Origin of the sequence: Bacillus sp. 275, from assembly GCF_001999205.1 — a bacterium.
Classification (GTDB): Bacteria; Bacillota; Bacilli; order Bacillales; family Bacillaceae; genus Bacillus; species Bacillus velezensis.
Map to the genome: position 1 here is coordinate 3,017,506 of NZ_CP019626.1, position 24,995 is coordinate 3,042,500.

The window sequence follows — 24,995 nt, forward strand, 5'->3', positions numbered from 1 at the left end:
TCCGGGCGGATGTTTTTAGTTTTGATCGGCGGGAAAGACAATTCCGATTTGCTTTCTCGCTTCTTCCATAATGCTTGCCGTAATGAAAGAACGTTCAAATGTATTTTCGGAAGACTCCCGCTGTCCGTTTCGAAGAAGATTGATGAATTCAGCCGTTTCGTAGTACATCGACGGTTTCAGATCAGGGACTGAAATGTCTTCCGTCCGGCCGTCACGATAGCGGATCTCCGCCCGTTCCGGTCCGTGAATGCTGTCCAGAACGATCGTGCCGTCTTCACCCTGAATTTCCGCCGGGGCAAACGAATTTGAGATTTTCGAATGCATCAGCACCGCTTCAAATCCGTCGTATGACAGAATGACCGTGCCTTCGCCGTCAACGCCGGATGAGAGTTTATGACCGGTCGCAATGACGTTTTTCGGTTTGCCGAACAGGACGACGGCCGGATAAATGCAGTACACGCCGATGTCCATTAACGAACCGTTCGATAATTCAGGCTTAAACGCGTTAAGCACCGTACCGTTTTTATATGCATCATATCGTGATGAATATTGGCAGTAGCTTGCCGTGAATCTCCTGACGGGTCCGATTTTATGTAAGTGGTTTTGAAGCATGCTGAAGTTCGGCAGGAACGTTGTTTTCATGGCTTCCATCAAGAGAACGCCGTTCGTTTTGGCTGCGTGAATCATTTCATCCGTTTCCCTTGCGTTAGACGCAAACGGTTTTTCGCACAGTACATGCTTGCCGTGTTCCATAAAAAGGACCGCCTGCTCTTTGTGAAATGCATTCGGGCTGGCGAGATACACCGCGTCATAAGCTTTGCTTTCCGCCATTTCTTTCAGGCTGGTGAAATAATGAGCAGCGCCGTGTTTGCCGGCGAATTCCGCCGCGCGTTCCTCAGTTCTGGAATAAACCGCCGTTAATTGAAAATCATCAATAGCAGAAGCCGCCTCCAGAAATCGTTCTGTAATCCAATTCGTTCCGACTGTTGCAAATCGAATCATTGCTATCGCTCCTTCTATGTATTGGCTTACATTATAGCTTTTTTTCTGAGAAACATAAATGGAAAAAAGGCTGCCGGCTAAAGGGATAGGAAAAATTCCCATAGAGACCGGTTATTATTTTTCATTACAGGAACGATAGTGTACAATTTAAGTAAAATACATAAGATGGAGGAACAATAGTGGAAACATTGCAAACATGGGGCGGCAGATTTAAACAGTTTTTCTTAGACAATAAATTTGTCTTGTTTTTGCTTGTATTGCTGCTCATCGGTCTCAATATCCTTGTCTTTATGAAGACATCATTTATTTTCACACCTATTATCGTCCTGCTCAAAACGATTGCGCTCCCCGTCATTTTGACAGGAATTGTTTATTATCTGCTTAATCCGATCGTAGATATATTGGAAAAAATAAGAGTGAAAAGAGTCTATTCCATCCTGCTCCTTTACCTCATTATTATAGGGCTGATTACGATTACGGTCGTTTCAATTATTCCGTTTTTAAAGGAACAGATCATGAGCCTGATCGACAATCTGCCGAAATATGTGGACATCGTTGAAGATCAGACGAAAAGCCTGATCGGAAGCGATTTTGTAAATCAGGCGCAAAAGACGATGAATATCAACATTTCCGATCTTGCTAATAAAGTATCGGCGCAGGCGGCGACAATTGCAAACAGCACATTTACCGGAGTCGGGAATTTTATCGGCGCGCTGACGGAAGTGATTATTTCAATTGTGACCGTGCCGTTTATTCTGTTCTATTTGCTGAAAGACGGCAAAAAACTGCCGATTTATATCTTAAAGTTTGTGCCCACCCGTCTGAAAGAACAAACGTATACGATGCTTAGTGAAATGAACCACAGATTAAGCTCTTATATCAGAGGACAGGTCATCGTCAGCTTCTGCATCGGGTTTTTATTATTTATCGGCTATCTGATTATCGGACTTGATTATGCGTCACTGCTTGCGGTCATTGCCGCTTGTACGAGCGTTGTTCCGTATTTAGGGCCGACCATTGCCATCACGCCGGCGATTATTATCGCGTTGGTCACTTCGCCCCTTATGCTGCTGAAGCTTGCGATTGTATGGACCGTTGTCCAGCTCGTGGAAGGGAAATTAATTTCGCCGCAGATCATGGGGAAAAATCTTCACATTCACCCGATTACCATCATCTTTGTTCTTTTAACCGCCGGAAAGCTGTTTGGGGTTGTCGGCATTATTTTAGCCATCCCGGGGTATGCGGTCATCAAAGTGGTCACGACCCATCTGTTTGATTGGTTCAAAATGCGTTCGCATTTATATGAAGAAGAAAAAAATGATGCTGTATCGAAGTCATAAAATCGGAACGGACATGATATTTATTATAAGACAGGCTTTCCTTCAGAGGAGAGCTTCTCTTTTGTAAATGATGAATGAAGGGAAGAATGGGATGACACTATGGGAGATGTTCACAGCAGCCGTTTTGGGAATCGTGGAAGGGCTGACGGAGTACGCGCCGGTTTCTTCCACGGGACATATGATCATAGCGGATGACATCTGGCTGAAATCCGGAAACCTGATGAATCCGGAAGCCGCCAATTCCTTCAAAGTGGTGATTCAGCTCGGTTCGATTCTGGCGGTGGCCATTGTGTTTAAGGATCGGATATTACATTTACTCGGCCTCAAAAAAAACGTCACGCGCGATCAGCAGAAGGGATACAGGCTGACCATCGCGCAAATCGCCGTCGGTCTTGTTCCGGCGGCGGTGCTCGGCTTTTTATTTGAGGATTTCATTGACCGCTATTTATTCTCCGTCAGAACGGTCGCTTACGGATTAATTGCCGGAGCCGTGCTTATGCTTATAGCGGACTGGATCAATAAAAGGAAAGAAACGATCGATACGGTAGACAGAATCACCTACAAACAGGCTTTCTGTGTCGGATTATTCCAGTGTCTCGCCTTATGGCCCGGATTTTCCCGCTCAGGCTCAACGATTGCCGGAGGTGTCATTGTCGGCTTGAATCACCGGGCAGCCGCAGACTTCACATTTATTATGGCTATTCCGATTATGGCGGGCGCAAGCCTTCTGAAGCTGGTGAAATACTGGAGCAGTCTTTCTTATGACATGATTCCGTTTTTTCTTGTCGGCTTTATCTGCGCCTTTGTCGTCGCCCTCTTAGTCGTCAAGTTTTTTCTTCGGCTCATTAACCGGATTAAGCTTGTCCCGTTCGCCATTTACCGTGTCATCCTCGGCATCATTTTAATCATGCTCGTGCGATAAACGAAGAGGCCCCCCGGAGGGTCTTCTTTTTATGTTCGAAAAGCGTCTCAGGAAAATATGAGCAAACTGAATTTTCTGCTTGAAATTCAAAGAAGACTCGTCTATAATAAAACATGACGTTACAGCACGGGGCCATAGCTCAGCTGGGAGAGCGCTACGCTGGCAGCGTAGAGGTCAGGGGTTCGAGCCCCCTTGGCTCCATACCTTTAAACCCTTATTCTATAAATAAGGGTTTTTTTATTTGTCAGGAACAGAGCCAATAGCCCTAAAAAGCAATTGGGGACAATTTGGGGACGAAAAATTTATTTTGAGGAAGTTTAGTTGCTTTTCGCCTTCAATTAGGATTGAAGAAGCCGCCTCTAAAGGCGGCTTTGTTGTTTATCAATTTTCTTGCGGAGCAATCTTTGCTGGTGTAGCACCGCAGAACAGGAAGAATGTAAATAATACTGGTGGAGAAATTGCTACACCTAATTTTCCTAGATATTCCAATACTGTCCACCAATCTCCTTTTTCAATTGCCTTTTGAACTTTATCTAATGCTCCTTTAGAGATACCAATAGCATCTTCAAGGCATCTTTGAACAGTGTTCTTTTGGACACTTGCATACTTATATTCCTTGTTCATATAGTTAGCGAAGGCGATCATACCCTCTTTTTGACCTTTGGTATAAGGAGACTTTTCAAGCTCACCCTCATTAACTGTGTAACCTGTTTCTTCATCAAAAATTACAATCTTAGTAAAGATGTACTCAACTTCTTTTAAAGATTTTTCAATTTGTTCTTTAGTTAATCCATCTAACCCGTTCTCTTCCTCTGCTGAAACTGTTGGCGCTATTGTAGCAATAGCAAGAAGTAGGGTCAACGCCAGAAAAACTAATCTTTTCAACATTATAACTCCCCCTTTTGGAAAATTGTACAAGCAACTACATGGTAACACATTTTTTTCCAAATAAGGGTATGTTTATCCGGTTTTAATCTGTTTAGACAGGATAAGTTAAATATCGACAAAAAAGATTATGACCATAAACTCAAAGCAAGAGTCGAAACCCCCCATGCTATTATCCCAAACATTACAGAGAACCTAAGACAAGCTTCAAATTTTGAAAGCCCTCGCTCTCTTTTTGTTTTACCTAATTTCCAATAAATAGCGTATCCAGAGAACACCAAAATGATTATTCCAAGTCGTGTCATGTTTTCTAAAAATTCTATACCATCCATTGATTTTCACCTCGTTTTTATTTATGAGAAAAAATAAAGTAGACTTGTAGAGAGTCTACTTATACACGTTTATCCAAAGTACACATTTCTTTAGAGCTGAGAACGCTTGAGTGATAAAGTAAGGCTCATTTTAAAATGGCACATCCTTATCCCCTCCCCATTTGTATTCCCGACACATTAGTTTTATTATCGCAAATAGAATGGCCATTTCCAACAGTTATGTGAAAATAAGTAATGCGTAATATGTCTAATGGTATAAGAAATGATGTATCTTTTATCCAACAAAATCATGATTTTATAATCACTGTAGACCGCAAACAAATTGCGGTTTTTTTTCGTTCAAACATAATTTGGAAATGTTAGAATATGATATAAAAGGAGGAGTGGCCTTGTGAGTTCTGTTTTACCATCATCGGAGGTTGGCGTTAAGATTAATGAATGGTACAAAATGATACGTCAGTTCAGTGTTCCGGATGCGGAGATTTTGAAAGCGGAAGTGGAACAAGAAATAAATGAGATGGAGACGAGTATCTACTGATTTACTACACCCTCATGAAATTCCGCCATCAGCTTATGCTGGATTATTTAGAACCGGTGACTACCCGCGTGAGACCGACAATTGACGAGCTGCTGGAAAAAATCGAAGCATCAAATAAAGGAATTTCCGGCCTGCTGTGCTATTATTCTTTATTTTTCCGCGGCATGTATGAATTTGATCAAAAGCAGTATGTAAAGGCGATCGGCTTTTATAGAGAGGCTGAAAAACAACTCGTTCATGTGCATGATGAAATTGAGAGAGCGGAGTTTCATTTTAAACTGGCTGAAGCATATTACGGTATGAAACAAAGCCACGTCTCCATGCATCACGTAAAGCAAGCGCTCGATATTTACGATCAGTATGAGTTGTATAAGGTCCGGAAAATTCAATGTCTATTTGTCGTATCAGGGAACTATGTAGACTTTAAAAGTTATGAAAAAAGCTTGCCGCATTTAGAAAAAGCTTTAGAGTTGTCGAAACAAGTAAACAATAATGAAAGGCTGCTCAGTTCTGCTTATTACAACATAGGAAAGAATTACGGAGACTTAGAAGAATACAATAAAGCTGAAATCTACTTAAAAAAAGCAGCGGAGATATCTGAAAAGTATAAATTGGGTAACCTTCCGCATTCCTTGTTTACATACGCAAAGCTTCTATTTAAACAAGGGAAAACAAGCGAGGCGATTCAAATCAGCAAAAAGGGACTTTCATCAGCGATATATCAAGGGGATAAGCTGTTTGAATCTCTGCAAAAATATTTGGAGGCTTTATATATTAATGCAATAGACCAAATGGGAATCAAAAAAACAATTGATTACCTTGAGAAAAATAAAAACTATTCGTATGTAGAAGATATTGCTCTTGATACGGCTGCTGTTTATGCAGAGTCAAAGCAATATGACAAATCTTATTTTTATCATCAAAAAATGATTCAAACGCAAAAACAAATTCAGAGGGGAGAATGCCTGTATGAATTTTAGAAAAGGCGTATTTATCATTGTGTCGGCTGTCGTTTTAATGTCAGGGGCCGGTCTAACGGCATCGTCTGTTTCATTTGATGGATCATATAAAGTTTCGTCTGATCGTAATCAAACCTAAGAAGGAGAGTGCCAGTATGAATTTTAAAAAGAGCATTTTCATCGTCCTGGGTCTATCATTGACTTTAGTATGTGGATTGGGTATGAACACAGTAGAAAAACAAGCACAAGATACAATCAAAGTAGCTTCAGATCGCCTTCAAACTTGAACAGCTTAAGCCTTTTCTACGGAAAAGGCTTTTTTAGTTTCTTCATTATATTGTTTCAAAACATCCACTTGTTTTTATTCTTATCCCATTTCAGCATACGCTGCTTCATGAGGTTCTTCACTGCTTCCCGGTTAGCGCGTTCATCCTTGCCGGTTTTTCTCTTCAATTCATCCAAGGAGGGGGTTTTTCCGAATTGGATCATGTTAAAGATAATCCGGTACACTTTTCGTTCAAAATCAGTCATTTGATCATCTCCCACTTCATAAGTCTCAACGGATAAATGAGAATCAAATACAATAATGTATCCACCTTTAAGTTCTCGACACGAGTTTCCTTCCGTATGTGGTCCCGTAATGACCTGCGCAGATAACCTCGCGTATGTATCCGTCGTCATAAAGCTCGAACGATAAATCTATGCTAATATTAAAAAAATATGGCACTCTATATTTTTAGATCTTAAGAATATATAAGAATTGATAAGCTCAATTTTCAAATTTAATGGAGGGAAAATAGAAAGGAGAGAAATGATAAAGTATTTTGGAATAGTGTCGCTTATCATCCTTTTATTCGCATTGTACTTTCTGCCTCATATTCATTGGGCACTTGGAATCCTAGGAATTGTCGTGGGGAGTATTCTAGCAATCAAATCACCTAAAGGAATTGCTAAGTATATTTCTTTTGTTATCCTAGCACTTTGTTTACTTTTACTATTATTATTGATTGTGATGGGCGTTTTGATGGCAGGTCTAGTGGAAAATTAACTTTAATTTATAATCCTATTTGGGGACAGATGGGGACGAATTAGGGACCAACTTGTTCATTTTTAACCAAAACAGAAGATTTTTTATCAGAAAGGCTGATGAGCAAACCTTATAAAATAAGGTTTCAAAATAAAACGTCTGTTTGTATCAGAAACTCATCTCCACACTGGCAGCGTAGAGGTCAGGGGTTCGAGCCCCCTTGGCTCCATACCTTTAAACCCTTATTCTATAAATAAGGGTTTTTTTGTTTTTTTCATCTTCTGCGGCAGCCTCTATGTTCTGCTTCATTTCTAACAATTCAAAATAAAGGAAAGAGAGAAAATGAAAAAGAAAATCTATCTTATATTATCTCTGTCAGCGGCACTGGCACTTCTTTTAACAGCGCTCCCGGCTCTTTCTCCCGTCGTCTTCACGTCTGCTTCAGAAAAAGGAGCCATCAGGCATGACATTTATAAAAAAGGATATCCGTATCAAAGCTACTTTGCGATTCTTCGAAAAGAAGAAGGCGGCGGAGAGGCCGGGAACCTTTATTATGTAAATTGGTTCAATTGGAAAGATGAAACCGGACAGACGCCGCACGTATGTTATTCAAAAAAATCGTCCGAAGGCGAGTACAAAGTAAGCTGCGGAACCGGACCGTGATGATCAAGAGCCCCTCTTCAATGAGGGGCTCTTTCTGTCAATGCCGCTCTGGCTCTCCGTTTAATATCCCCAATATAACGGCGTATCATAATGCCGATACGGATCATTCGGATAATGCGTATTTGGCTGATAAGGCTTATTCATATCATGAATACCCGTGTTTTCAGACTGTCCGCAGTATTTATCGGGACCTATCACAGTTGATTGCCGGATCGGTGAAACGGCTTTTTCCCACTCATGCTCATTCAGACAGTACGTATGCGCCATGATCTCAGGCGGCGTCAGACGGAGAATATCCGAGCCGTATATCACTTCAGGCGAAGGGGCGTCAAATATGGCCAAAAGGTGGGTTTTGTCTGAAGTGGCGACTTCATAATGCCACCACCCCTGCGGAACATTCGCTACTTGTCCTGAAGAGATCGGATAATTCCGTATTTTCTGCGTGAACGGATTCAGCATCGACACCACCGCGGAACCCGAAATACAGTACACCAATTCAGCGGCGTTTTGATGGGTATGCGGTTCAATCACATTTGTTTTGCTCAGAAAGATATCTAATAATGAAATATTTTCAAGCGTGTTTAACTGTTTAATCCCTAATACATTGATAAAGTTCCGAGCATCTTTCGTAAAAAAACGGCTCTCATTCACATCATAAGTGAACTGTGTATTCGGAGACGTGTAATCGATATTGGAAACCATGCACTCCCCCGCTTTCATCTTTAAACGTATATTCCCAAATATATGTGTCCCTGTTTCACCGGGTGATAAAAAAAGGAGGTGAAATCCATAAATTCCAAATCCAACACAATATTGTGACGACTTTTTTAAAGATTCATTTTCAATATATCTTTTATTCGAAATATCTCTTACTATAAAGATATATTGAAAATACATCTTTAGAAGGGTTGAGGATTAACATGCTGGATGAGAGAACAATAGACATCATCAAAAGCACAGTACCCGTATTGAAAACACATGGAGAAAACATCACCGGACGCTTTTATAACCTGATGTTTCAAGATCATCCCGAACTGTTAAATATGTTTAACCAAACGAACCAAAAGAAACAGACTCAGCGCGCAGCATTGGCAAATGCAGTCATTGCGGCTGCGGCGAATATTGATCAAATAGAACAAATCATTCCGGCGGTCAGACAGATCGGCCATAAACACACAAGCATCGGTGTAAAACCGGAACATTATCCGATTGTCGGAAAGTATCTGCTTCTGGCAATTAAGGATGTGCTGCAGGATGCCGCAACTCCTGAGATTATGCAGGCATGGGAAAAAGCTTACGGTGTTATTGCGGAGGCTTTCATCGGCATTGAAAAAGACATGTACAATGAAGCCGGATGGCAGGGGTATAAAGAATTTACGGTTATACAGAAAACGAAAGAAAGCAAAGATATCACATCATTTTATATCAAACCGAGTGACGGCTCTTCGCTTCCTGGATTTGAAGCGGGACAATATATCAGCATTAAAGTGCTGATTGCGGATTCTCCTTATACGCACATTCGCCAGTACAGCCTGTCTGATGCTTCTCAAAAAGGGGCATATCGGATTTCTGTGAAAAAGGACGGAGTGGTTTCTTCTCATCTCCACAATGAAGTTCAAGAGGGAGATAAACTTGAAGTCAGCGCACCCGCTGGGGATTTCAAGCTGTCTTCTTCCGAAAAACCGGTTGTTCTTATCAGTGCCGGTTCCGGAATCACGCCGATGATGAGCATGCTGAAAACAGCCGCCGAAAAACAGCCGGAGCGTGCCGTTACTTTTATTCATGCCGCGAAAAACGGAGTGTACGCCGCGTTCCGCAAAGAGGCTGAACAAGCTGCGGAGAATCATCCGAATATTAACGTCATTTATGTATACAGTGAACCGGCAGAACAAGACCGCTCAGGAGACAAGCCTTTTCACAGGGGCAGGATTGATCAAACCTTTCTGGAGCAGCTTCATCTGAATCAAGATGCTGAATTTTACTTGTGCGGATCAGCACAGTTTATGACGGAAATGAAAGACATGATTCTTGCTCTCGGGTTTGACACTGATTCCATTCAATATGAATTGTTCGGCCCTCAGCTGAGCATGGCATAACAAAAAAGACTCCTCAAAGGGACTGACCCCCGTTTTTGAGACAGGGATCAAAACACCTTTAAGCAGCCAGCTGTCGGTATGTGACCGGCGGCTGGTTGTTTAGTTTCGTTTGAATACGAATGTTGTTATAATAGTATATATAGGTTTCGACAGTTTGCTCTACGATGGTCGTCGTAGTGCTTTCCAACCTGTCGAGGTAGAACGTTTCAGACTTTAGTGAGGAATGAAACGATTCGATGGAGGCATTATCAGCGGGTGTCCCTTTACGGGACATGCTCATGGTAATGCCTTTTGTTTTAACAGCTTTCTGATACTCATAAGATGTATAAACAGAACCTTGGTCACTATGTAACACGCAGTTCTCTGGGAGTACGGGCAGCTGATCAAGTGTGTGTAAGACAAAATCTGTGTCCTGTCTATCGCCAATCGTAAAAGCAATCACTTCTCCATTGTATAAATCCAATATACTGGAAAGATACAATTGTTTCTGCCCATAAGGCAAATATGTGATATCCGTTACTAGCTTTTCCAGAGGGCGATCAGACTGAAAGTTCCGATCTAATATATTCTCGGCCACGGCATATGGCTGCCCATTCTTCTTGCGCTTTTTCACCTTAACCCGGCATTGCCACTGGTTTTTCTGCATAATGCGCTGAACCGTTTTATGATTAATACGCATTCCCTTTTTTAATATGGCTGTGATTTTCCGATAGCCATATCGATACTTATGTTCTCGGCACAACGTGCCGATTTGTTTTTCTAAATGGTATTTAGGGTTATCTTTCATCAGATTCTTCTTCCAACGATAATAAGATGCTCGTGAGATACCTAAATGAATACAGATATCCTGTATGGTCATTGTGCCGCGCAATGCTTCTACAAGCTCGACTGGCGTTTCGCTATCAGCTTCCTTTCCAATTCGTTGTACTTTTTTAACACTTCATTCTGTTGTCTCAGATAACGATTTTCTGCCTGCAGTTTCTCTAATTCGGAAGAATACTCTGGACCTTTTCCATAAGAATATTGCTTTCCGACAGGTTGTTCGAATCGATGTGTGTCCCCAGCTTTATACCACCTGACCCATGTCTGCACCTGCGTCTTATTCTTTATATTCAATTCCTGCATGATCTCCTTCACAGGCACGCCCGCCAATCTCATTTCTACAGCCTTCTGTTTGACTTCAACCGGATAACTCACTCTTGCCCTCATAGAAAAACACCTCCAAGTCTAATTTCGGATAACAACGATCCGTTTTCAAACTTGAAGGTGTTTTTTGTTTGTCTCATATTATGGGGTCAGTCCCAAAGAGGAGTCTTTTTTATTTGCACAATGTGTTCTTTCTCCGTCTTTTTCCCTATTTTATTGAAATTTTCATCAATGACCAGTAAAATTATAAATCTAGTGATTCCGGAATTAAAGGAAGGTTGATATGAAAAAGAAAGCAAAGACCAAAAGGGTGCTTGGGTGCCTTTTTGCTGTATCTCTTATATTCGGATTATTTCTGGTATCAATGGTGTTTTCGAAATTCATAGTGACGGAAGAAAAACCGCCTGAAGAGGTGGACGAGCAGCAGGTCTTTATTGACAGCCTTTCGGGGCATGCTCAAATTTTATATGAGAAATATCATGTCCTTCCGAGCATCACCCTCGCACAGGCCATTCTCGAATCGGACTGGGGGAACAGTGAGCTTGCGGGGAAAGCGCGCAACCTGTTCGGTGTAAAAGGTGATTATAAAGGAAAACACGTCACGATGAAAACGGATGAATTTGAAAAAGGAAAACGAAAAACGATTCGGGCAAAATTCCGTAAATACAGCACGTTTTTTGAATCAATGGATGACCATGCCAAATTATTTGTCAACGGAACGTCTTGGAATAAAAAGAAGTATAAGCCTGTCATTGAAGCGGACAATTATAAAACTGCGGCGGCTGCCCTTCAAAAATCCGGTTACGCCACAGACCCCGGCTATGCTGAAAAAATTAAAGATGTCATAGAAACCTATAACCTGAATGAATATGACAAAATCAATGCCTCTCTTAAAGCAGTTGATATGAAAGGCGCCATCAAAGACCACGCCATTGAAGACGTGTGGTCCAAGCCGTCAAAAGAGCGGCATTCTATTAAACTGGCATCGGCGCAAAAGTTTACCGGCGAGCTTATTAAAGTCGTATCTGAAAAGCAAAACGGAGAATCCGTCTGGTACCAAATCCAAGTGAAAGATGAGCTGATCGGCTGGGTTGACCAAACCGCCGTCCAGTTAAGTGAAGAAACATAAGCATCAAAAAAAGCCGGCAGCCCGCCGGCTTTTTTACATTCCTTCAGTTTCAAACCTTTTAATATCACGTTTATGCCCCATCAGCACAAGGCAGTCACATTCATGAATGACAGTCTCCGGAGAAGGGGACAGCTGAATGTCGCCGTTATGTTTCAAGGCGAGAATGGTGCAGCCGAATCTGGCCCGGACGCCGAGATCAAGAATGGATTTTAAATGCAGCTTTTTCGTGGCTGAAAGCTCCACGATGCTGTATTCATCTGACAAATCAATATAATTTAAGACGTTTTCATCCGAAAGGCTTTGCGCAATCCGCACGCCCATATCCTTTTCGGGATGGATAATACGATCAGCACCGATCTTTTCAAGCACTTTGTGATGATAATAGTTTTGCGCTTTCACCCAAATATTAGGGATGTTCAGCTCCTTCAATAACAGCGTCGTCAGCGTGCTTGCCTGAATGTTGGCGCCGATTGCTACGATGACATATTCAAAATTTCTGATGCCGAGCGACTGAAGCTCGCTTTCTTCCGTTGAATTTGCCCGCACAGCATGCGTGGCATAAGAGGAGTATGCGTTGACTCGCTCTTCGCTGATATCGACCGCAAGCACCTCATGCCCCATTTTAAAAAGCTCTTTACAGATGCTTCCGCCGAAACGGCCGAGTCCGATGACGGCAAATTGTTTATTTTTGATTTTTCCCAATCCTCATAACTCCTTAAGAAACTGTTTTCGTCACTCCAAATACAACAAACAAGAATGTACTCCTGTTTCAAGGGTTTGTCAATGCGAGGGCCGGAAGAAAGAAAACAGCACAAAAAAAGACCGGCTGACAAGCGATGGGCTTGTGCCGGTCCGTTTTTCGCAATTATTTGCAGTTGCAAGGCTGTGTCGGCGGTGTGCTGCGTTTTTGAACAACAATTGTGTCCTCAGCATAGAATTTAGAGCCGATGCTTAATGATTTATTTTCTGCACGGAACTTATATGTACCTGCAGCAGGCAATGTTTTATTATTAAGAGAAAGTTTAAATTCCGCTGCGCCGAGCAAATCAATGTTTAACGGAAGTCTGACTGTTTTGCCGTTATTCAGAATCTGTCTTTCACGCAAAGCGTGTCCGTTGACTGTATCTTTTGTTGTAGCCGCAAATCCGCTAGGAAGGGTAAATTCCATAACGCCTAAGCTCAGGATCGTGTTCGGACGGTACGTCAATTCGATATCAGAAAATGACCATTCCTGCTGGCTGGCACCTGTATATTTTGCAAATAAGGTAGCAGTCGCTTTCGTGGACATTTCCGGCTCGTGAACGGTTGAGCCTGACTCAGCGGCGAATGACGCTGTCGGCAGAGAAAGAAGCAAAACCAGGCCGAATAAACTTGCCATGACAGTTGAGAAAAATTTCTGTTTCATTTTCATAAATCCCCCTAAAAAAAAATTTGCTGATTGTTCTTAAAAAAGAACGACCATACCTATAAAAATTTACCATCAATTTTAATGGAAGTAAATGGGGTTATGTTCCTATATTTTCTCAAAAATAATCAAATCACGACAAAAAACGCCTGATTTTGGGGACTGACCCCCGTTTTTGAGACAGGGATCAAAACACCTTCATACAGCCAATTGCCGATATTGTATCGGCGATTGGCTGTTTAGTTTCGTTTGAATACGAATATTGTTATAATAATGAATGTATTCTATGGCAGTGCGTTCTACGATGGCGGTCGTAGTTCGATCAATGCTGTTAAGATAGAACGTTTCAGACTTTAGTGAGGAATGAAACGATTCGATGGAGGCATTATCAGCGGGCGTCCCTTTGCGGGACATGCTCATGGTAATGCCTTTTGTTTTAACAGCTTTCTGATACTCATAAGATGTATAAACAGAACCTTGGTCACTATGTAACACGCAGTTTTCAGGAAGTGTTGGCAGCTGATCAAGTGTGTCTAAGACAAAGTCTGTGTCCTGCTTATCTCCAATCGTAAAAGCAATCACTTCTCCATTGTATAAATCCAATATACTGGAAAGGTACAATTGTTTCTGTCCATAAGGCAAATATGTGATGTCCGTTACCAGTTTTTCAAGAGGGCGATCAGACTGAAAGTTCCGATCCAATATATTATCGACCACAGAATATGGCTGCCCACTTTTTTTACGCTTTTTCATCTTAACCCGACACTGCCATTGATTTTTCTGCATAATACGTTGAACAGATTTATGATTAATACTTATTCTCTTTTTTAGTATGGCTGTGATTTTTCGATATCCATATCGATACTTGTGTTCTCGGCACAACGTGCCGATTTGTTTCTCCAGTCGCATCTTAGGATTACTCTTAGTCAGATTCTTTCTCCATCTATAATATGAAGTGCGTGAAATATCTAAATGGACACAGATGTCCTGTACCGTCATCGTCTTGCGCAATTCTTCTACCAGTTTGATTGTCGTTTCCCTATCAGCTTCCTTTCCAATTCGTTGTACTTTTTTAACACTTCATTCTGTTGTCTCAGATAACGATTCTCTGCCTGGAGTTTCTCTAATTCAGAAGAATACTCCGGACCCTTTCCATAAGTATATTGCTTTCCAACAGGCTGTTCGAATCGGTGGGTATCCCCAGCTTTATACCACCTGACCCATGTCTGCACCTGCGTCTTATTCTTTATATTCAATTCCTGCATGATCTCCTTCACAGGCACGCCCGCCAATCTCATTTCTACAGCCTTCTGTTTGACTTCAACCGGATAACTCACTCTTGCCCTCATAGAAAAACACCTCCAAGTTTTATTTCGGATAACAACGGTCCGTTTTCAAACTTGAAGGTGTTTTTTGTTTGTCTCATATTATGGGGTCAGTTCCTTTGATTCAGGCGTTTTTTTCGTCCGTTTCTATCGGAATAAATTTAAAAATCTCCCCGCTCTGAACCGAGTCAGCGAGACGCTTCAGCCAATGATAATAAGCTTTCGAACTTTCAAGCTGATCATATAACTGCCGCGCTTCTTCCTGTAATTCCGTGTTGCCTTCCTCGGCCAGCAAAACGGACTGCAAATCCGCCTGGGCCTGTTCGATGGCGGACAAATTCACCTGAACTTCACGATCCCATTTCGGCGGGAAGAAATTCGTGAAAAACGTAAAGAAATCTTTTTCCGCTACAAACGTATGCTTCCGTGTGCCGCGGTGAAAGGTTTTTTTGACCACATTTAAATCCTGCAGCTTTTTGACGCCTGTGCTCATACTCGGTTTGCTCATCTGCAGTTCCTCACGCATTTCGTCAAGCGTCATTTCATCCCTCATATACATTGTTCCGTATAAAATCCCGACACTTCGAGTGATTCCGTAAAGATCCATCGTCTCTGCAATGGAATCAATGACAAGATCCCTGGCTTGTTCTATAGCTGCGATTTCTGGATTCTCATCCATACTGTCCCTCTTTTCCTCTTGAAGTTTAAATTTGTTAAGTCATTTCTTTATGTTCTTAATCTTAACGAATCATGACAAAATGTCAAAATCTAAACGGACTGACCGGGTTTTGACAGGCAAAAAAACATGTGTTAAATTAATATTGTTAAAAACATTAAATTTTTATTTAACAAACTTACTTTTAGGTAAGGAGGACTCTTATGAGCAAAACGCTTTATATCGGCGGCGAATGGATCAGTGCAGAAAAAAAACAGACCCGCCGTATCATTAATCCATTTAATCAAGAAGAAATTGCAACGGTATGCGAAGGAGACCGGAACGATGCGGTGAAAGCCATCGCCGCAGCCAGAAAAGCATTTGATGAAGGGGAGTGGCCGGTGCTTTCCGGGCTCGAGCGCGGACAATTTGTTCTGAAAATTGCGGAATTAATCAGACGCGATCTGAACGAATTAGCTGAGCTGGAATCGCTCGATACAGGAAAAACGATTGAAGAAAGTAAAGCCGATATGGATGATATCGCAAATGTATTTCAATATTATGCCGGTTTGGCGGATAAAGACGGAGGCGAGGTCATTTCATCTCCGATTCCCGATTCCGTAAGTAAAATCGTCAGAGAGCCAATTGGCGTATGCGGACAAATTACGCCGTGGAACTATCCGCTCCTTCAGGCGAGCTGGAAAATCGCTCCCGCTCTTGCGGCCGGAAACACGATCGTTTTAAAGCCGAGCGAGATTACTCCGCTGACAACCATTAAAGTCTTTCAATTAATAGAAGAAGCCGGTATTCCGAAAGGGGTCGCCAATCTTGTGCTGGGGCCGGGCGCCTCTGTCGGCGATGAGCTGGCGAGAAACCTCGACGTCGATTTGGTCTCTTTTACGGGCGGAATTGAAACAGGCAAAAAAATCATGCAGGCGGCAAGCGGCAATGTGAAAAAGATTGCCCTGGAGCTTGGCGGCAAAAATCCGAATATCGTATTTCGAGATGCAGATCTCGAAACAGCTGCAGATCAAGCGCTGAACGCCGTGTTTTTCCATGCCGGCCAAGTTTGTTCGGCAGGGTCACGTCTTTTGGTGGACGAAGCCATTCATGATGAATTTTTAGCCGAGCTGATCAAGCGCACGAAACGCATCAAATTAGGAAATGGTTTTCATGAAGATACGGAAAGCGGTCCGCTGATTTCCGCCGAGCATCGGGCCAAAGTCGAAAAATACGTAGAAATCGGTATCGAAGAAGGGGCAAAACTGGAAACAGGCGGCAAACGTCCTGATGATCCCGCCCTTCAAAACGGTTTCTTCTATGAACCTACTATTTTCTCAAACTGCGAGTCTGATATGCGGATAGTCCAAGAGGAGATTTTCGGCCCCGTTTTAACAGTTGAGTCATTTTCATCTGAAGAAGAAGTGATCAGACTTGCCAACGATACCATTTACGGGCTGGCCGGAGCGGTATGGTCAAAGGATATTGAAAAATGCGAACGCGTAGCCGCCAAACTGCGGATGGGAACGGTATGGATCAATGATTTCCACCCGTATTTCGCGCAAGCGCCATGGGGCGGGTACAAACAATCGGGCTTCGGCCGCGAACTCGGCAAAATCGGTCTGGAAGAATACACGGAAATCAAACATATTTACCGCAACACGAAACCTGCGGCAGTGAACTGGTTTCAAGCATAACGAGGAGGAGATACAATATGACATTAAATATGAAAGTAGAAAGCATGCATAAATTCCATACATTCGAAATCCCGACAGTCATTAAACACGGAATCGGTGCGATTCAGCACGCGGGAAGTGAAGTCAGAGCGCTTGGCGTCACAAAAGCGCTGCTCGTAACAGACCCGGGAATTTATAACGCGGGAGTGGCAAACCCGGTCATTGAATCTTTACAGGAAGCGGGCATCGAAGTCGTCCTGTTTAACAAAGTGGAGCCGAACCCGCCTGTACGTCTTGTAAACGAAGGATCAGAACTGTATAAAAAAGAAAACTGCAACGGTCTTGTGGCTGTCGGCGGCGGAAGCTCCATGGATACAGCGAAAGCGATCGGGGTAGAAGCGACACACGAAGGAAGCGTGCTTGATTATGAAGCCGCGGAAGGCAAAAAGCCGCTGGAAAACCGTATTCCTCCGCTGACAACGATCCCGACGACTGCGGGAACAGGTTCAGAGGTCACACAATGGGCGGTCATTACAGATGAGGAAAGAGAATTTAAATTCAATACGGGCGGACCGCTTATCGCCGCGCATTTAACGGTCATTGACCCTGAGCTGCACACGTCCATGCCTCCGCATGTGACGGCCATGACAGGTATTGACGCACTTGCGCACGCCATCGAGTGCTATACGATGAAATTCGCGCAGCCGATCACTGATGCCGTTGCTTTAATGGCCATTGAATATGCGGCGCATTATATTAAGCGCGCGTTTGCGGACGGAGAGGATTTGGAAGCAAGATACGGCATGGCGCAGGCGGCGATGCTTGCCGGCCTTTCATACGGCAGTGAATCAGCAGGTGCGGCGCATGCGATGAGCCAGACGCTCGGCGGCATCATCCCTGTCGCTCACGGACAATGCGTCGCAGCTATGATGGGGCCGGTAATGGAATACAACTGGAAAGGCTATCCGGAAAAATTCGCCCGCATCGCCAAAGCATTCGGAATCAATACAAGCAACATGACAACCGAAGAAGCGGCAAAAGCGTCCGTCAACTGGATGTATGATCTTGTAAAAGATTTAGAGGTGCCGAGTTTAGAAGAACAAGGTGTGTCTCCGGACATGATTGAACGTTTATCAAAAGAAGCCATGAAAGATCCGCAAACTTTCGGAAATCCAAGAGATTTGAATGAGAAAGCATACAACTGGATTTACAAACGCTGCTTTGACTTAACGCCGAAAACGGTATAATAAATGAACCCCGCTCCTTTACAGAGCGGGGTTTTTTAAGGATAATGTCAAGAAAAAGGCGGTGGCGGCTAATGTGGAAACGCATAACAGCAAAGACGGAAGGCGTATATATAGCGGATACCGAACAATTTGTTACCAAAAAGATGGACAAGCTTCGTGCGGAATACGGCGGGTTTCCCGGTGACCTGCATTTCGGACTGACAAAAAAGGCCGGCGCGCGCGAGCCGATGTATGAAAGAGGAACAGAAATTTTTAACCGGAGACAGATTTCAATCGTGTCCATGGAGGAATGTGATGACATTGCGGAGAAGATGGGGATTTCTCATATCTTTCCCGAATGGCTCGGCGCTAATATCGCAATCAGCGGTTTTTCTGCACTGACGCCGCTTAAAGAAGGAAGCAGAATGATATTTCCAAGCGGTGCGTCTCTGTTGTGTGAGGGAGAAAATGATCCGTGCATTCAGCCGGGAGAAGTCATTCAATCCTTTTATCCGGATCAGCCAAAACTCGCCGCGGCGTTTGTGAGGCACGCGATGGGCAGAAGAGGAATTGTCTGTATTGTTGAACGCCCGGGTGACATATGCACGGGCGATGCGGTCACCATCCATTCTTATGAACCGAAACGCGCCAAGAAAAAAATCGAGAAGGTCTGACTCAGACCTTTTCGATTTTTTGTTTGATTTCTTTTATTTGATTAATGTGACGCTTTTCATGATGGCCGATAAAATCAATCCACTGGCGGATCGTCAGTTCTTGAAAAACAGGATGGGGAAGCACACGTTCAAAGTCTTCCTCGTTTAATGATGAAATAACTGCGGTCAGCTGCTGTCTTGCCATATCTAATTCCTGTTTTGCTTCAATGACTGATAATCGGTTTTGCTCAGGTTCGAGGTGTGAGGGCGCCGGCCGTTTATCTGTTCTGTCCTCTATAAACTCCATCGGTTTTTCTTCTATTTCTTTTAACGGTGCGTCTTTTGCCTGCTTTGATAAAAGGGTCTGCGCTGTTTCGTCAATTTTCTTTAAATGGTCAAGGACTTCCCGCACGCTCCATTCATCAGCCGCGGGCTTTCGGTTGAATTCCTCATCAGAGAGTCCTTTCAGTTCTTCCCAGATCTGCTGTCTGGCTTCATTAAAAATGCTCATCCTATCTCCTCCTTTAGAGTAAACATATCATATCCGGATTGGATAATCATGTAATCAGCCTCCCTTATCAGAAAATTGAAACCATTTACCTTTACATCCGTATATAAAGTAACACTCCGACACATCGGCTGAAAGGAGGATAGAAGATGGACATATTTCATCTGCCGCTTGAAACGGTCTATCTTTACACATTGATTATTTCGGGAAGTCTCACGCTTTTGATTCTGTTTTTTCAAGATGTGTTTCACGGCCTCTCGGAAGCCATTCCTGTTTCATTTTTAAATCCTGCATTGATTCTGTCTTTTTTAACAATCTTTTCAGCCTCAGGTTATATCGGCGAAATCGCCGCTCCGCTATCAAGTTCTGTCATTGCGTTGCTTTCATTTGTTCTTTCGGTTCTTTTGGTCAGCCTGCTTCACTTCTTCGTCCTTGTCCCGCTTTCATCAGCGGAAGAATCGCTCGCTTACCGGGAGACGGATTTAAAGGGCAGAGTCGGCAGGGTCATTACTTCCGTCCCGAAAGACGGCTATGGAGAAGTGATCATAGAGGGAATAGGGGGCGCCATTTCTAAATCAGCCGTCAGCTTTGATCAAGAACAGATCAAGTACGGAACTGCCGTATTAGTGATTGACGTGAAAGACGGAGTGCTTTTTGTGACGCCGCATGAACCAATCTGATATCTAAGGGGGAACTGTTATGACTATGCCGATTATCATCGTTATCGGAATCGTATTCTTTTTACTCATCGCACTTATTGCTGTATTTATTACGAAGTACCGGACGGCGGGGCCGGACGAAGCCCTTATCGTGACCGGAAGTTATTTGGGAAATAAGAACGTCCACATTGATGAAGGCGGAAATCGTCTGAAAATCGTCCGGGGCGGGGGAACGTTCGTGCTCCCGGTATTCCAGCAGGCAGAACCTCTCAGTTTACTGTCAAGCAAACTTGATGTCTCTACACCCGAAGTCTATACAGAGCAAGGCGTGCCGGTAATGGCCGACGGAACCGCCATTATTAAAATCGGAGGCTCTATCAGTGAAATCGCAACAGCAGCTGAACAATTTTTGGGGAAATCTAAGGAAGACCGTGAGCAGGAGGCGCGGGAGGTGCTGGAAGGCCATCTGCGCTCCATCCTCGGCTCCATGACCGTTGAAGAGATTTATAAAAACAGGGAAAAGTTTTCTCAGGAAGTCCAGCGGGTCGCGTCTCAGGATCTTGCTAAAATGGGGCTCGTGATCGTTTCTTTTACGATTAAAGACGTCCGCGATAAAAACGGCTATCTTGAATCATTAGGTAAGCCGAGAATCGCCCAAGTCAAGCGGGATGCGGACATTGCCACGGCAGAAGCGGATAAAGAGACGAGGATTAAACGCGCGGCCGCTGATAAAGACGCAAAAAAATCAGAGCTGGAGCGGGCGACGGAAATAGCTGAAGCGGAAAAAATCAATCAGCTGAAAATGGCGGAATACAGAAGAGAGCAGGATACAGCAAAAGCCAATGCCGACCAGGCATATGATCTTGAAACAGCAAAAGCCCGCCAGCAGGTGACAGAGCAGGAAATGCAAATTAAAATTATTGAGCGGCAAAAGCAGATTGAATTGGAGGAAAAAGAAATTCTGCGCCGTGAGCGCCAATATGACTCTGAAGTGAAGAAAAAAGCCGATGCCGACCGTTACTCGGTGGAACAAGCGGCCGAAGCCGCAAAAGCGAAGCAGCTCGCGGAAGCGGATGCCGAGCAGTACAGTATCGAAGCGATGGCCAAGGCGGAAGCGGAACGCGTGAGAATTGACGGTCTTGCTAAAGCGGAGGCTGAAAAGGCGAGAGGAGAAACCGAAGCGGAAGTCATCCGCCTGAAAGGTCTCGCAGAAGCGGAAGCTAAAGAAAAAATCGCCGAAGCATTCGAAAAATACGGGCAGGCTGCAATCCTTGATATGATTGTGAAAATGCTGCCTGAATATGCGAAGCAAGTCTCAGCGCCTCTTTCCAACATTGATAAAATAACCGTCGTTGATACGGGAGGAAGCGGTGAAAATGGCGGGGCCAATAAAGTCACAGGCTACGCAACCAATTTAATGGCCGGTCTTCAGGAAAGCTTAAAAGCATCTTCCGGAATCAATGTAAAAGAGCTTATTGAGAATTTTTCAGGCAAAGGAAACATAAAACAAAGTATAAATGAACTTACAAAAGAACTGAGTGATTCAAACGAACGGCACAGCCCGGAATAAAAAAACAGCAGGCGTAAACCGCCTGCTGTTTCAGTTCGTCCGCTTAGCTTCAAGAAGCCGCGGCGCAGTCATGAATAATAAGATAAGGACAATGGCCGAAAGGATAAAAGAAGGAATCATATAAGTCGCGTTATAGACGGACGAATAAATCCATACCGGCGTGCCCTTCGGAGCATAGCTTCCGAAAAAGACAGCTCCGGAGACCACATGTGCCGCATAGCGCAGCACACTGCCGATGAAAACACCGCCTATAACATACATCGTTAAAGCGCCTCTTTTTTTATTCAATGCCGATTCCCGTACACCGGAAGCAAACAAGCCGCTGAAACCGAGAACTGCAAAGGCCGCGATGTAATCAAGAAATAGCTGGACCGGGTGCTGCAAAAACAAATTGCCGATGGCGATCTGGACAATCCCTGTCAAAAAGCCTGTCGTAAGCCCGGCTTTCACTCCCCAGCGGAATGAAATCAAAAAAATCGGAATCATCATAATAGAGACCGAACCGCCTTGGGGCATCCGGAGAAACATACCTGAGACAATGTCCAGAATGACAGCCGCCCCGGTCATAATCGCTATTTCAATTAAGCGCACAAGCCGTGTTGAATGATTCATAGTTTTCCCCCTGGTCAGACAACCGTAACAAGGATAAACAAAAAAGCAGCGCGGGGAAGGATGGGAAAAGGTCCGCGCGCTGCTTGCATAAACTGCAAATCATTTGGCTTTGCCACATCCCTACGCCAGCGTTAACTAACAGGTTCAAAGGGTCAGAACAAAACGTTCACTCTCAGCTTTAATGCTCCCCTTGTGGTCATCAAGTATTTAGTTCAATCTTACTATACAAGAAAATATGCCAAACCACAAGACGGCTTGCCTTTCTATAGAAGAGAAACTGAAATAAGTATGAAAGAAAATAATTAATGATTTTTTTAAAAAAACTATTGTCATATTTTCAAAAGGGTGTTATATTATTAAACGTCGCTGATGAACAGCAGACAACAACGAAAAGCTTCGGAAACAACTTGAAAAAAGTTGTTGACATAAAAGAAGCTGAGTGGTAAGATAATAAAGCTGCTTCAACAAGTGGTAATGATCTTTGAAAACTAAACAAGACAAAACGTACCTGTTAATTCAAAGTTTTAAACAAATCGCACAGCGATGTGCGTAGTCAGTCAAACTACTTTATCGGAGAGTTTGATCCTGGCTCAGGACGAACGCTGGCGGCGTGCCTAATACATGCAAGTCGAGCGGACAGATGGGAGCTTGCTCCCTGATGTTAGCGGCGGACGGGTGAGTAACACGTGGGTAACCTGCCTGTAAGACTGGGATAACTCCGGGAAACCGGGGCTAATACCGGATGGTTGTCTGAACCGCATGGTTCAGACATAAAAGGTGGCTTCGGCTACCACTTACAGATGGACCCGCGGCGCATTAGCTAGTTGGTGAGGTAACGGCTCACCAAGGCGACGATGCGTAGCCGACCTGAGAGGGTGATCGGCCACACTGGGACTGAGACACGGCCCAGACTCCTACGGGAGGCAGCAGTAGGGAATCTTCCGCAATGGACGAAAGTCTGACGGAGCAACGCCGCGTGAGTGATGAAGGTTTTCGGATCGTAAAGCTCTGTTGTTAGGGAAGAACAAGTGCCGTTCAAATAGGGCGGCACCTTGACGGTACCTAACCAGAAAGCCACGGCTAACTACGTGCCAGCAGCCGCGGTAATACGTAGGTGGCAAGCGTTGTCCGGAATTATTGGGCGTAAAGGGCTCGCAGGCGGTTTCTTAAGTCTGATGTGAAAGCCCCCGGCTCAACCGGGGAGGGTCATTGGAAACTGGGGAACTTGAGTGCAGAAGAGGAGAGTGGAATTCCACGTGTAGCGGTGAAATGCGTAGAGATGTGGAGGAACACCAGTGGCGAAGGCGACTCTCTGGTCTGTAACTGACGCTGAGGAGCGAAAGCGTGGGGAGCGAACAGGATTAGATACCCTGGTAGTCCACGCCGTAAACGATGAGTGCTAAGTGTTAGGGGGTTTCCGCCCCTTAGTGCTGCAGCTAACGCATTAAGCACTCCGCCTGGGGAGTACGGTCGCAAGACTGAAACTCAAAGGAATTGACGGGGGCCCGCACAAGCGGTGGAGCATGTGGTTTAATTCGAAGCAACGCGAAGAACCTTACCAGGTCTTGACATCCTCTGACAATCCTAGAGATAGGACGTCCCCTTCGGGGGCAGAGTGACAGGTGGTGCATGGTTGTCGTCAGCTCGTGTCGTGAGATGTTGGGTTAAGTCCCGCAACGAGCGCAACCCTTGATCTTAGTTGCCAGCATTCAGTTGGGCACTCTAAGGTGACTGCCGGTGACAAACCGGAGGAAGGTGGGGATGACGTCAAATCATCATGCCCCTTATGACCTGGGCTACACACGTGCTACAATGGACAGAACAAAGGGCAGCGAAACCGCGAGGTTAAGCCAATCCCACAAATCTGTTCTCAGTTCGGATCGCAGTCTGCAACTCGACTGCGTGAAGCTGGAATCGCTAGTAATCGCGGATCAGCATGCCGCGGTGAATACGTTCCCGGGCCTTGTACACACCGCCCGTCACACCACGAGAGTTTGTAACACCCGAAGTCGGTGAGGTAACCTTTATGGAGCCAGCCGCCGAAGGTGGGACAGATGATTGGGGTGAAGTCGTAACAAGGTAGCCGTATCGGAAGGTGCGGCTGGATCACCTCCTTTCTAAGGATTTTAACGGAATATAAGACCTTGGGTCTTATAAACAGAACGTTCCCTGTCTTGTTTAGTTTTGAAGGATCATTCCTTCAAAACATAGGAACACCTGCTAAATGCGCCACTTCCTGTGGCAACGCATGTGTTAGCATGTCCTATGCGTTGTTCTTTGAAAACTAGATAACAGAAGTAATTCACATTCAATTAGTAATGCAAGATATCACGTAGTGATTCTTTTTAACGGTTAAGTTAGAAAGGGCGCACGGTGGATGCCTTGGCACTAGGAGCCGATGAAGGACGGGACGAACACCGATATGCTTCGGGGAGCTGTAAGCAAGCTTTGATCCGGAGATTTCCGAATGGGGAAACCCACCACTCGTAATGGAGTGGTATCCATATCTGAATACATAGGATATGAGAAGGCAGACCCGGGGAACTGAAACATCTAAGTACCCGGAGGAAGAGAAAGCAAATGCGATTCCCTGAGTAGCGGCGAGCGAAACGGGACCAGCCCAAACCAAGAGGCTTGCCTCTTGGGGTTGTAGGACACTCTGTACGG

Annotated in this window: 24 protein-coding genes, 1 tRNA gene, 2 rRNA genes, 1 pseudogene and 1 riboswitch (1 of these 29 running past the window's edge); of the genes and pseudogenes, 16 read left to right on the top strand and 12 right to left on the bottom strand. The window is 44.2% G+C overall.

Features of this window, described 5'->3' with window-relative positions:
• Positions 1–15: 15 nt before the first annotated feature.
• Positions 16–1,002, bottom strand: a complete 987-nt coding sequence (locus BZ167_RS14745; RefSeq protein WP_040238957.1) for a Gfo/Idh/MocA family protein — start codon at positions 1,000–1,002, stop codon at positions 16–18.
• Positions 1,003–1,181: 179 nt separating this feature from the next.
• Here BZ167_RS14745 and BZ167_RS14750 point away from each other — a divergent pair, with 179 nt between their 5' ends.
• The 3 genes from BZ167_RS14750 to BZ167_RS14760 all read left to right on the top strand — a co-directional run bounded on the left by BZ167_RS14750 (position 1,182) and on the right by BZ167_RS14760 (position 3,465).
• Complete coding sequence (locus BZ167_RS14750; protein WP_007613339.1) at positions 1,182–2,342, top strand: AI-2E family transporter; 1,161 nt, start codon at positions 1,182–1,184, stop codon at positions 2,340–2,342.
• 91 nt (positions 2,343–2,433) lie between these two features.
• A complete protein-coding gene (locus BZ167_RS14755; RefSeq protein WP_060675440.1) occupies positions 2,434–3,264 on the top strand; it encodes an undecaprenyl-diphosphate phosphatase in 831 nt (276 codons plus the stop codon).
• Between the two features lie 128 nt (positions 3,265–3,392).
• Positions 3,393–3,465 (top strand) — tRNA-Ala (locus tag BZ167_RS14760).
• Between the two features lie 180 nt (positions 3,466–3,645).
• Here the strand turns inward: BZ167_RS14760 and BZ167_RS20550 are convergent.
• Positions 3,646–4,152 carry a hypothetical protein gene (locus tag BZ167_RS20550; protein ID WP_047477098.1) on the bottom strand — a complete coding sequence of 169 codons (507 nt, stop codon included), beginning with the start codon at positions 4,150–4,152 and terminating at the stop codon, positions 3,646–3,648.
• Positions 4,153–4,277: 125 nt separating this feature from the next.
• Positions 4,278–4,481, bottom strand: coding sequence for a hypothetical protein (locus tag BZ167_RS14770; RefSeq protein ID WP_038464241.1), 204 nt, complete (start codon positions 4,479–4,481; stop codon positions 4,278–4,280).
• A gap of 391 nt (positions 4,482–4,872) precedes the next feature.
• On the opposite strand from BZ167_RS14770, the pseudogene BZ167_RS14775 reads away from it, so the two are divergent.
• The 3 genes and pseudogenes from BZ167_RS14775 to BZ167_RS20630 all read left to right on the top strand — a co-directional run bounded on the left by BZ167_RS14775 (position 4,873) and on the right by BZ167_RS20630 (position 6,265).
• A pseudogene (locus tag BZ167_RS14775) lies at positions 4,873–5,999 on the top strand (response regulator aspartate phosphatase).
• Complete coding sequence (locus BZ167_RS20625; RefSeq protein WP_257722335.1) at positions 5,989–6,117, top strand: hypothetical protein; 129 nt, start codon at positions 5,989–5,991, stop codon at positions 6,115–6,117. The pseudogene BZ167_RS14775 and the gene BZ167_RS20625 overlap by 11 nt, the downstream one beginning before the upstream one ends.
• Before the next feature lie 16 nt (positions 6,118–6,133).
• Positions 6,134–6,265 (top strand): hypothetical protein, encoded by a 132-nt coding sequence (locus BZ167_RS20630; RefSeq protein WP_257722334.1) that lies wholly within the window; start codon positions 6,134–6,136, stop codon positions 6,263–6,265.
• Positions 6,266–6,320: 55 nt separating this feature from the next.
• On the opposite strand, the gene BZ167_RS14780 is transcribed toward BZ167_RS20630, so the two are convergent.
• The gene (locus BZ167_RS14780; protein WP_060675297.1) at positions 6,321–6,509 is read right to left on the bottom strand and encodes a hypothetical protein; all 189 of its coding nucleotides are present in this window, start codon (positions 6,507–6,509) and stop codon (positions 6,321–6,323) included.
• Positions 6,510–7,347: 838 nt separating this feature from the next.
• Here BZ167_RS14780 and BZ167_RS14790 point away from each other — a divergent pair.
• On the top strand, positions 7,348–7,668 hold the full coding sequence (locus BZ167_RS14790; RefSeq protein WP_039254122.1) for a hypothetical protein: 321 nt from the start codon (positions 7,348–7,350) through the stop codon (positions 7,666–7,668).
• A 60-nt stretch (positions 7,669–7,728) separates the two neighbouring features.
• Here the strand turns inward: BZ167_RS14790 and BZ167_RS14795 are convergent, their stop codons facing one another.
• Positions 7,729–8,370 carry a cupin domain-containing protein gene (locus BZ167_RS14795; protein ID WP_039254125.1) on the bottom strand — a complete coding sequence of 214 codons (642 nt, stop codon included), beginning with the start codon at positions 8,368–8,370 and terminating at the stop codon, positions 7,729–7,731.
• 218 nt (positions 8,371–8,588) lie between these two features.
• Between BZ167_RS14795 and hmpA the strand changes: the two genes are divergently transcribed.
• Complete coding sequence (gene hmpA / locus BZ167_RS14800; RefSeq protein WP_039254126.1) at positions 8,589–9,764, top strand: NO-inducible flavohemoprotein; 1,176 nt, start codon at positions 8,589–8,591, stop codon at positions 9,762–9,764.
• A 58-nt stretch (positions 9,765–9,822) separates the two neighbouring features.
• Here hmpA and BZ167_RS14805 read toward each other — a convergent pair.
• Positions 9,823–10,973, bottom strand: a protein-coding gene (locus BZ167_RS14805; protein ID WP_095352997.1) for an IS3 family transposase whose coding sequence is annotated in 2 segments (ribosomal slippage) — positions 9,823–10,700 and positions 10,700–10,973 — 1,152 coding nt in all. Because the reading frame shifts where the segments join, the coding sequence is not laid out codon by codon here.
• Positions 10,974–11,193: 220 nt separating this feature from the next.
• On the opposite strand from BZ167_RS14805, the gene BZ167_RS14810 reads away from it, so the two are divergent.
• Entirely contained in the window at positions 11,194–12,039 is an 846-nt protein-coding gene (locus BZ167_RS14810; protein WP_039254129.1) for a glucosaminidase domain-containing protein, read from the top strand.
• Positions 12,040–12,072: 33 nt separating this feature from the next.
• On the opposite strand, the gene BZ167_RS14815 is transcribed toward BZ167_RS14810, so the two are convergent.
• The 4 genes from BZ167_RS14815 to cudC all read right to left on the bottom strand — a co-directional run bounded on the left by BZ167_RS14815 (position 12,073) and on the right by cudC (position 15,448).
• Positions 12,073–12,741 (bottom strand): potassium uptake protein KtrA, encoded by a 669-nt coding sequence (locus BZ167_RS14815; protein WP_007613331.1) that lies wholly within the window; start codon positions 12,739–12,741, stop codon positions 12,073–12,075.
• 163 nt (positions 12,742–12,904) lie between these two features.
• Positions 12,905–13,444 (bottom strand): biofilm surface layer hydrophobin BslA, encoded by a 540-nt coding sequence (gene bslA / locus BZ167_RS14820; RefSeq protein WP_015240450.1) that lies wholly within the window; start codon positions 13,442–13,444, stop codon positions 12,905–12,907.
• Between the two features lie 198 nt (positions 13,445–13,642).
• Positions 13,643–14,793, bottom strand: a protein-coding gene (locus tag BZ167_RS14825) for an IS3 family transposase (RefSeq protein WP_156886065.1) whose coding sequence is annotated in 2 segments (ribosomal slippage) — positions 13,643–14,520 and positions 14,520–14,793 — 1,152 coding nt in all. Because the reading frame shifts where the segments join, the coding sequence is not laid out codon by codon here.
• 100 nt (positions 14,794–14,893) lie between these two features.
• Entirely contained in the window at positions 14,894–15,448 is a 555-nt protein-coding gene (cudC, locus tag BZ167_RS14830) for a transcriptional regulator GbsR (protein WP_015418072.1), read from the bottom strand.
• Between the two features lie 200 nt (positions 15,449–15,648).
• Here cudC and betB point away from each other — a divergent pair, with 200 nt between their 5' ends.
• The 3 genes from betB (at position 15,649) to BZ167_RS14845 (ending at position 19,000) form a co-directional block, all read left to right on the top strand.
• Entirely contained in the window at positions 15,649–17,121 is a 1,473-nt protein-coding gene (gene betB / locus BZ167_RS14835) for a betaine-aldehyde dehydrogenase (RefSeq protein WP_015418071.1), read from the top strand.
• A 17-nt stretch (positions 17,122–17,138) separates the two neighbouring features.
• The gene (gene gbsB, locus BZ167_RS14840) at positions 17,139–18,347 is read left to right on the top strand and encodes a choline dehydrogenase (RefSeq protein WP_039254135.1); all 1,209 of its coding nucleotides are present in this window, start codon (positions 17,139–17,141) and stop codon (positions 18,345–18,347) included.
• Between the two features lie 71 nt (positions 18,348–18,418).
• Complete coding sequence (locus tag BZ167_RS14845) at positions 18,419–19,000, top strand: MOSC domain-containing protein (RefSeq protein ID WP_003152182.1); 582 nt, start codon at positions 18,419–18,421, stop codon at positions 18,998–19,000.
• A gap of 1 nt (position 19,001) precedes the next feature.
• On the opposite strand, the gene BZ167_RS14850 is transcribed toward BZ167_RS14845, so the two are convergent.
• Complete coding sequence (locus BZ167_RS14850; RefSeq protein ID WP_015418069.1) at positions 19,002–19,490, bottom strand: DinB family protein; 489 nt, start codon at positions 19,488–19,490, stop codon at positions 19,002–19,004.
• Between the two features lie 146 nt (positions 19,491–19,636).
• Between BZ167_RS14850 and BZ167_RS14855 the strand changes: the two genes are divergently transcribed.
• Positions 19,637–20,167 (top strand): NfeD family protein, encoded by a 531-nt coding sequence (locus tag BZ167_RS14855; RefSeq protein WP_007410165.1) that lies wholly within the window; start codon positions 19,637–19,639, stop codon positions 20,165–20,167.
• Positions 20,168–20,186: 19 nt separating this feature from the next.
• Positions 20,187–21,716 (top strand): flotillin lipid rafts scaffold protein FloT, encoded by a 1,530-nt coding sequence (locus BZ167_RS14860; RefSeq protein WP_032867221.1) that lies wholly within the window; start codon positions 20,187–20,189, stop codon positions 21,714–21,716.
• Between the two features lie 30 nt (positions 21,717–21,746).
• Here BZ167_RS14860 and thiT read toward each other — a convergent pair whose 3' ends face one another.
• A complete protein-coding gene (gene thiT / locus BZ167_RS14865) occupies positions 21,747–22,328 on the bottom strand; it encodes an energy-coupled thiamine transporter ThiT (protein ID WP_012118271.1) in 582 nt (193 codons plus the stop codon).
• 100 nt (positions 22,329–22,428) lie between these two features.
• Positions 22,429–22,529: riboswitch (TPP riboswitch) on the bottom strand.
• A gap of 366 nt (positions 22,530–22,895) precedes the next feature.
• On the opposite strand from thiT, the gene BZ167_RS14870 reads away from it, so the two are divergent.
• Both BZ167_RS14870 and BZ167_RS14875 read left to right on the top strand, forming a co-directional pair.
• Positions 22,896–24,445, top strand: a 16S ribosomal RNA gene (locus BZ167_RS14870).
• Positions 24,446–24,678: 233 nt separating this feature from the next.
• Positions 24,679–24,995, top strand: a 23S ribosomal RNA gene (locus BZ167_RS14875); it runs 2,613 nt beyond the window's last position.
• Together the 16S and 23S rRNA genes form the textbook arrangement of a ribosomal RNA operon.

Coding starts and splice junctions, on each gene's coding strand:
- bslA (WP_015240450.1), bottom strand. CDS start 13,444: ATGAAACAGAAATTTTTCTCAACTGTCATGGCAAGTTTATTCGGCCTG.
- BZ167_RS14845 (WP_003152182.1), top strand. CDS start 18,419: ATGTGGAAACGCATAACAGCAAAGACGGAAGGCGTATATATAGCGGAT.
- BZ167_RS20630 (WP_257722334.1), top strand. CDS start 6,134: ATGAATTTTAAAAAGAGCATTTTCATCGTCCTGGGTCTATCATTGACT.
- BZ167_RS14780 (WP_060675297.1), bottom strand. CDS start 6,509: ATGACTGATTTTGAACGAAAAGTGTACCGGATTATCTTTAACATGATC.
- BZ167_RS14770 (WP_038464241.1), bottom strand. CDS start 4,481: ATGGATGGTATAGAATTTTTAGAAAACATGACACGACTTGGAATAATC.
- BZ167_RS14755 (WP_060675440.1), top strand. CDS start 2,434: ATGACACTATGGGAGATGTTCACAGCAGCCGTTTTGGGAATCGTGGAA.
- BZ167_RS14810 (WP_039254129.1), top strand. CDS start 11,194: ATGAAAAAGAAAGCAAAGACCAAAAGGGTGCTTGGGTGCCTTTTTGCT.
- hmpA (WP_039254126.1), top strand. CDS start 8,589: ATGCTGGATGAGAGAACAATAGACATCATCAAAAGCACAGTACCCGTA.
- gbsB (WP_039254135.1), top strand. CDS start 17,139: ATGACATTAAATATGAAAGTAGAAAGCATGCATAAATTCCATACATTC.
- BZ167_RS14745 (WP_040238957.1), bottom strand. CDS start 1,002: ATGATTCGATTTGCAACAGTCGGAACGAATTGGATTACAGAACGATTT.
- betB (WP_015418071.1), top strand. CDS start 15,649: ATGAGCAAAACGCTTTATATCGGCGGCGAATGGATCAGTGCAGAAAAA.
- BZ167_RS20625 (WP_257722335.1), top strand. CDS start 5,989: ATGAATTTTAGAAAAGGCGTATTTATCATTGTGTCGGCTGTCGTTTTA.
- BZ167_RS14860 (WP_032867221.1), top strand. CDS start 20,187: ATGACTATGCCGATTATCATCGTTATCGGAATCGTATTCTTTTTACTC.
- cudC (WP_015418072.1), bottom strand. CDS start 15,448: ATGGATGAGAATCCAGAAATCGCAGCTATAGAACAAGCCAGGGATCTT.
- BZ167_RS14855 (WP_007410165.1), top strand. CDS start 19,637: ATGGACATATTTCATCTGCCGCTTGAAACGGTCTATCTTTACACATTG.
- BZ167_RS14795 (WP_039254125.1), bottom strand. CDS start 8,370: ATGGTTTCCAATATCGATTACACGTCTCCGAATACACAGTTCACTTAT.
- BZ167_RS14790 (WP_039254122.1), top strand. CDS start 7,348: ATGAAAAAGAAAATCTATCTTATATTATCTCTGTCAGCGGCACTGGCA.
- BZ167_RS20550 (WP_047477098.1), bottom strand. CDS start 4,152: ATGTTGAAAAGATTAGTTTTTCTGGCGTTGACCCTACTTCTTGCTATT.
- BZ167_RS14850 (WP_015418069.1), bottom strand. CDS start 19,490: ATGAGCATTTTTAATGAAGCCAGACAGCAGATCTGGGAAGAACTGAAA.
- thiT (WP_012118271.1), bottom strand. CDS start 22,328: ATGAATCATTCAACACGGCTTGTGCGCTTAATTGAAATAGCGATTATG.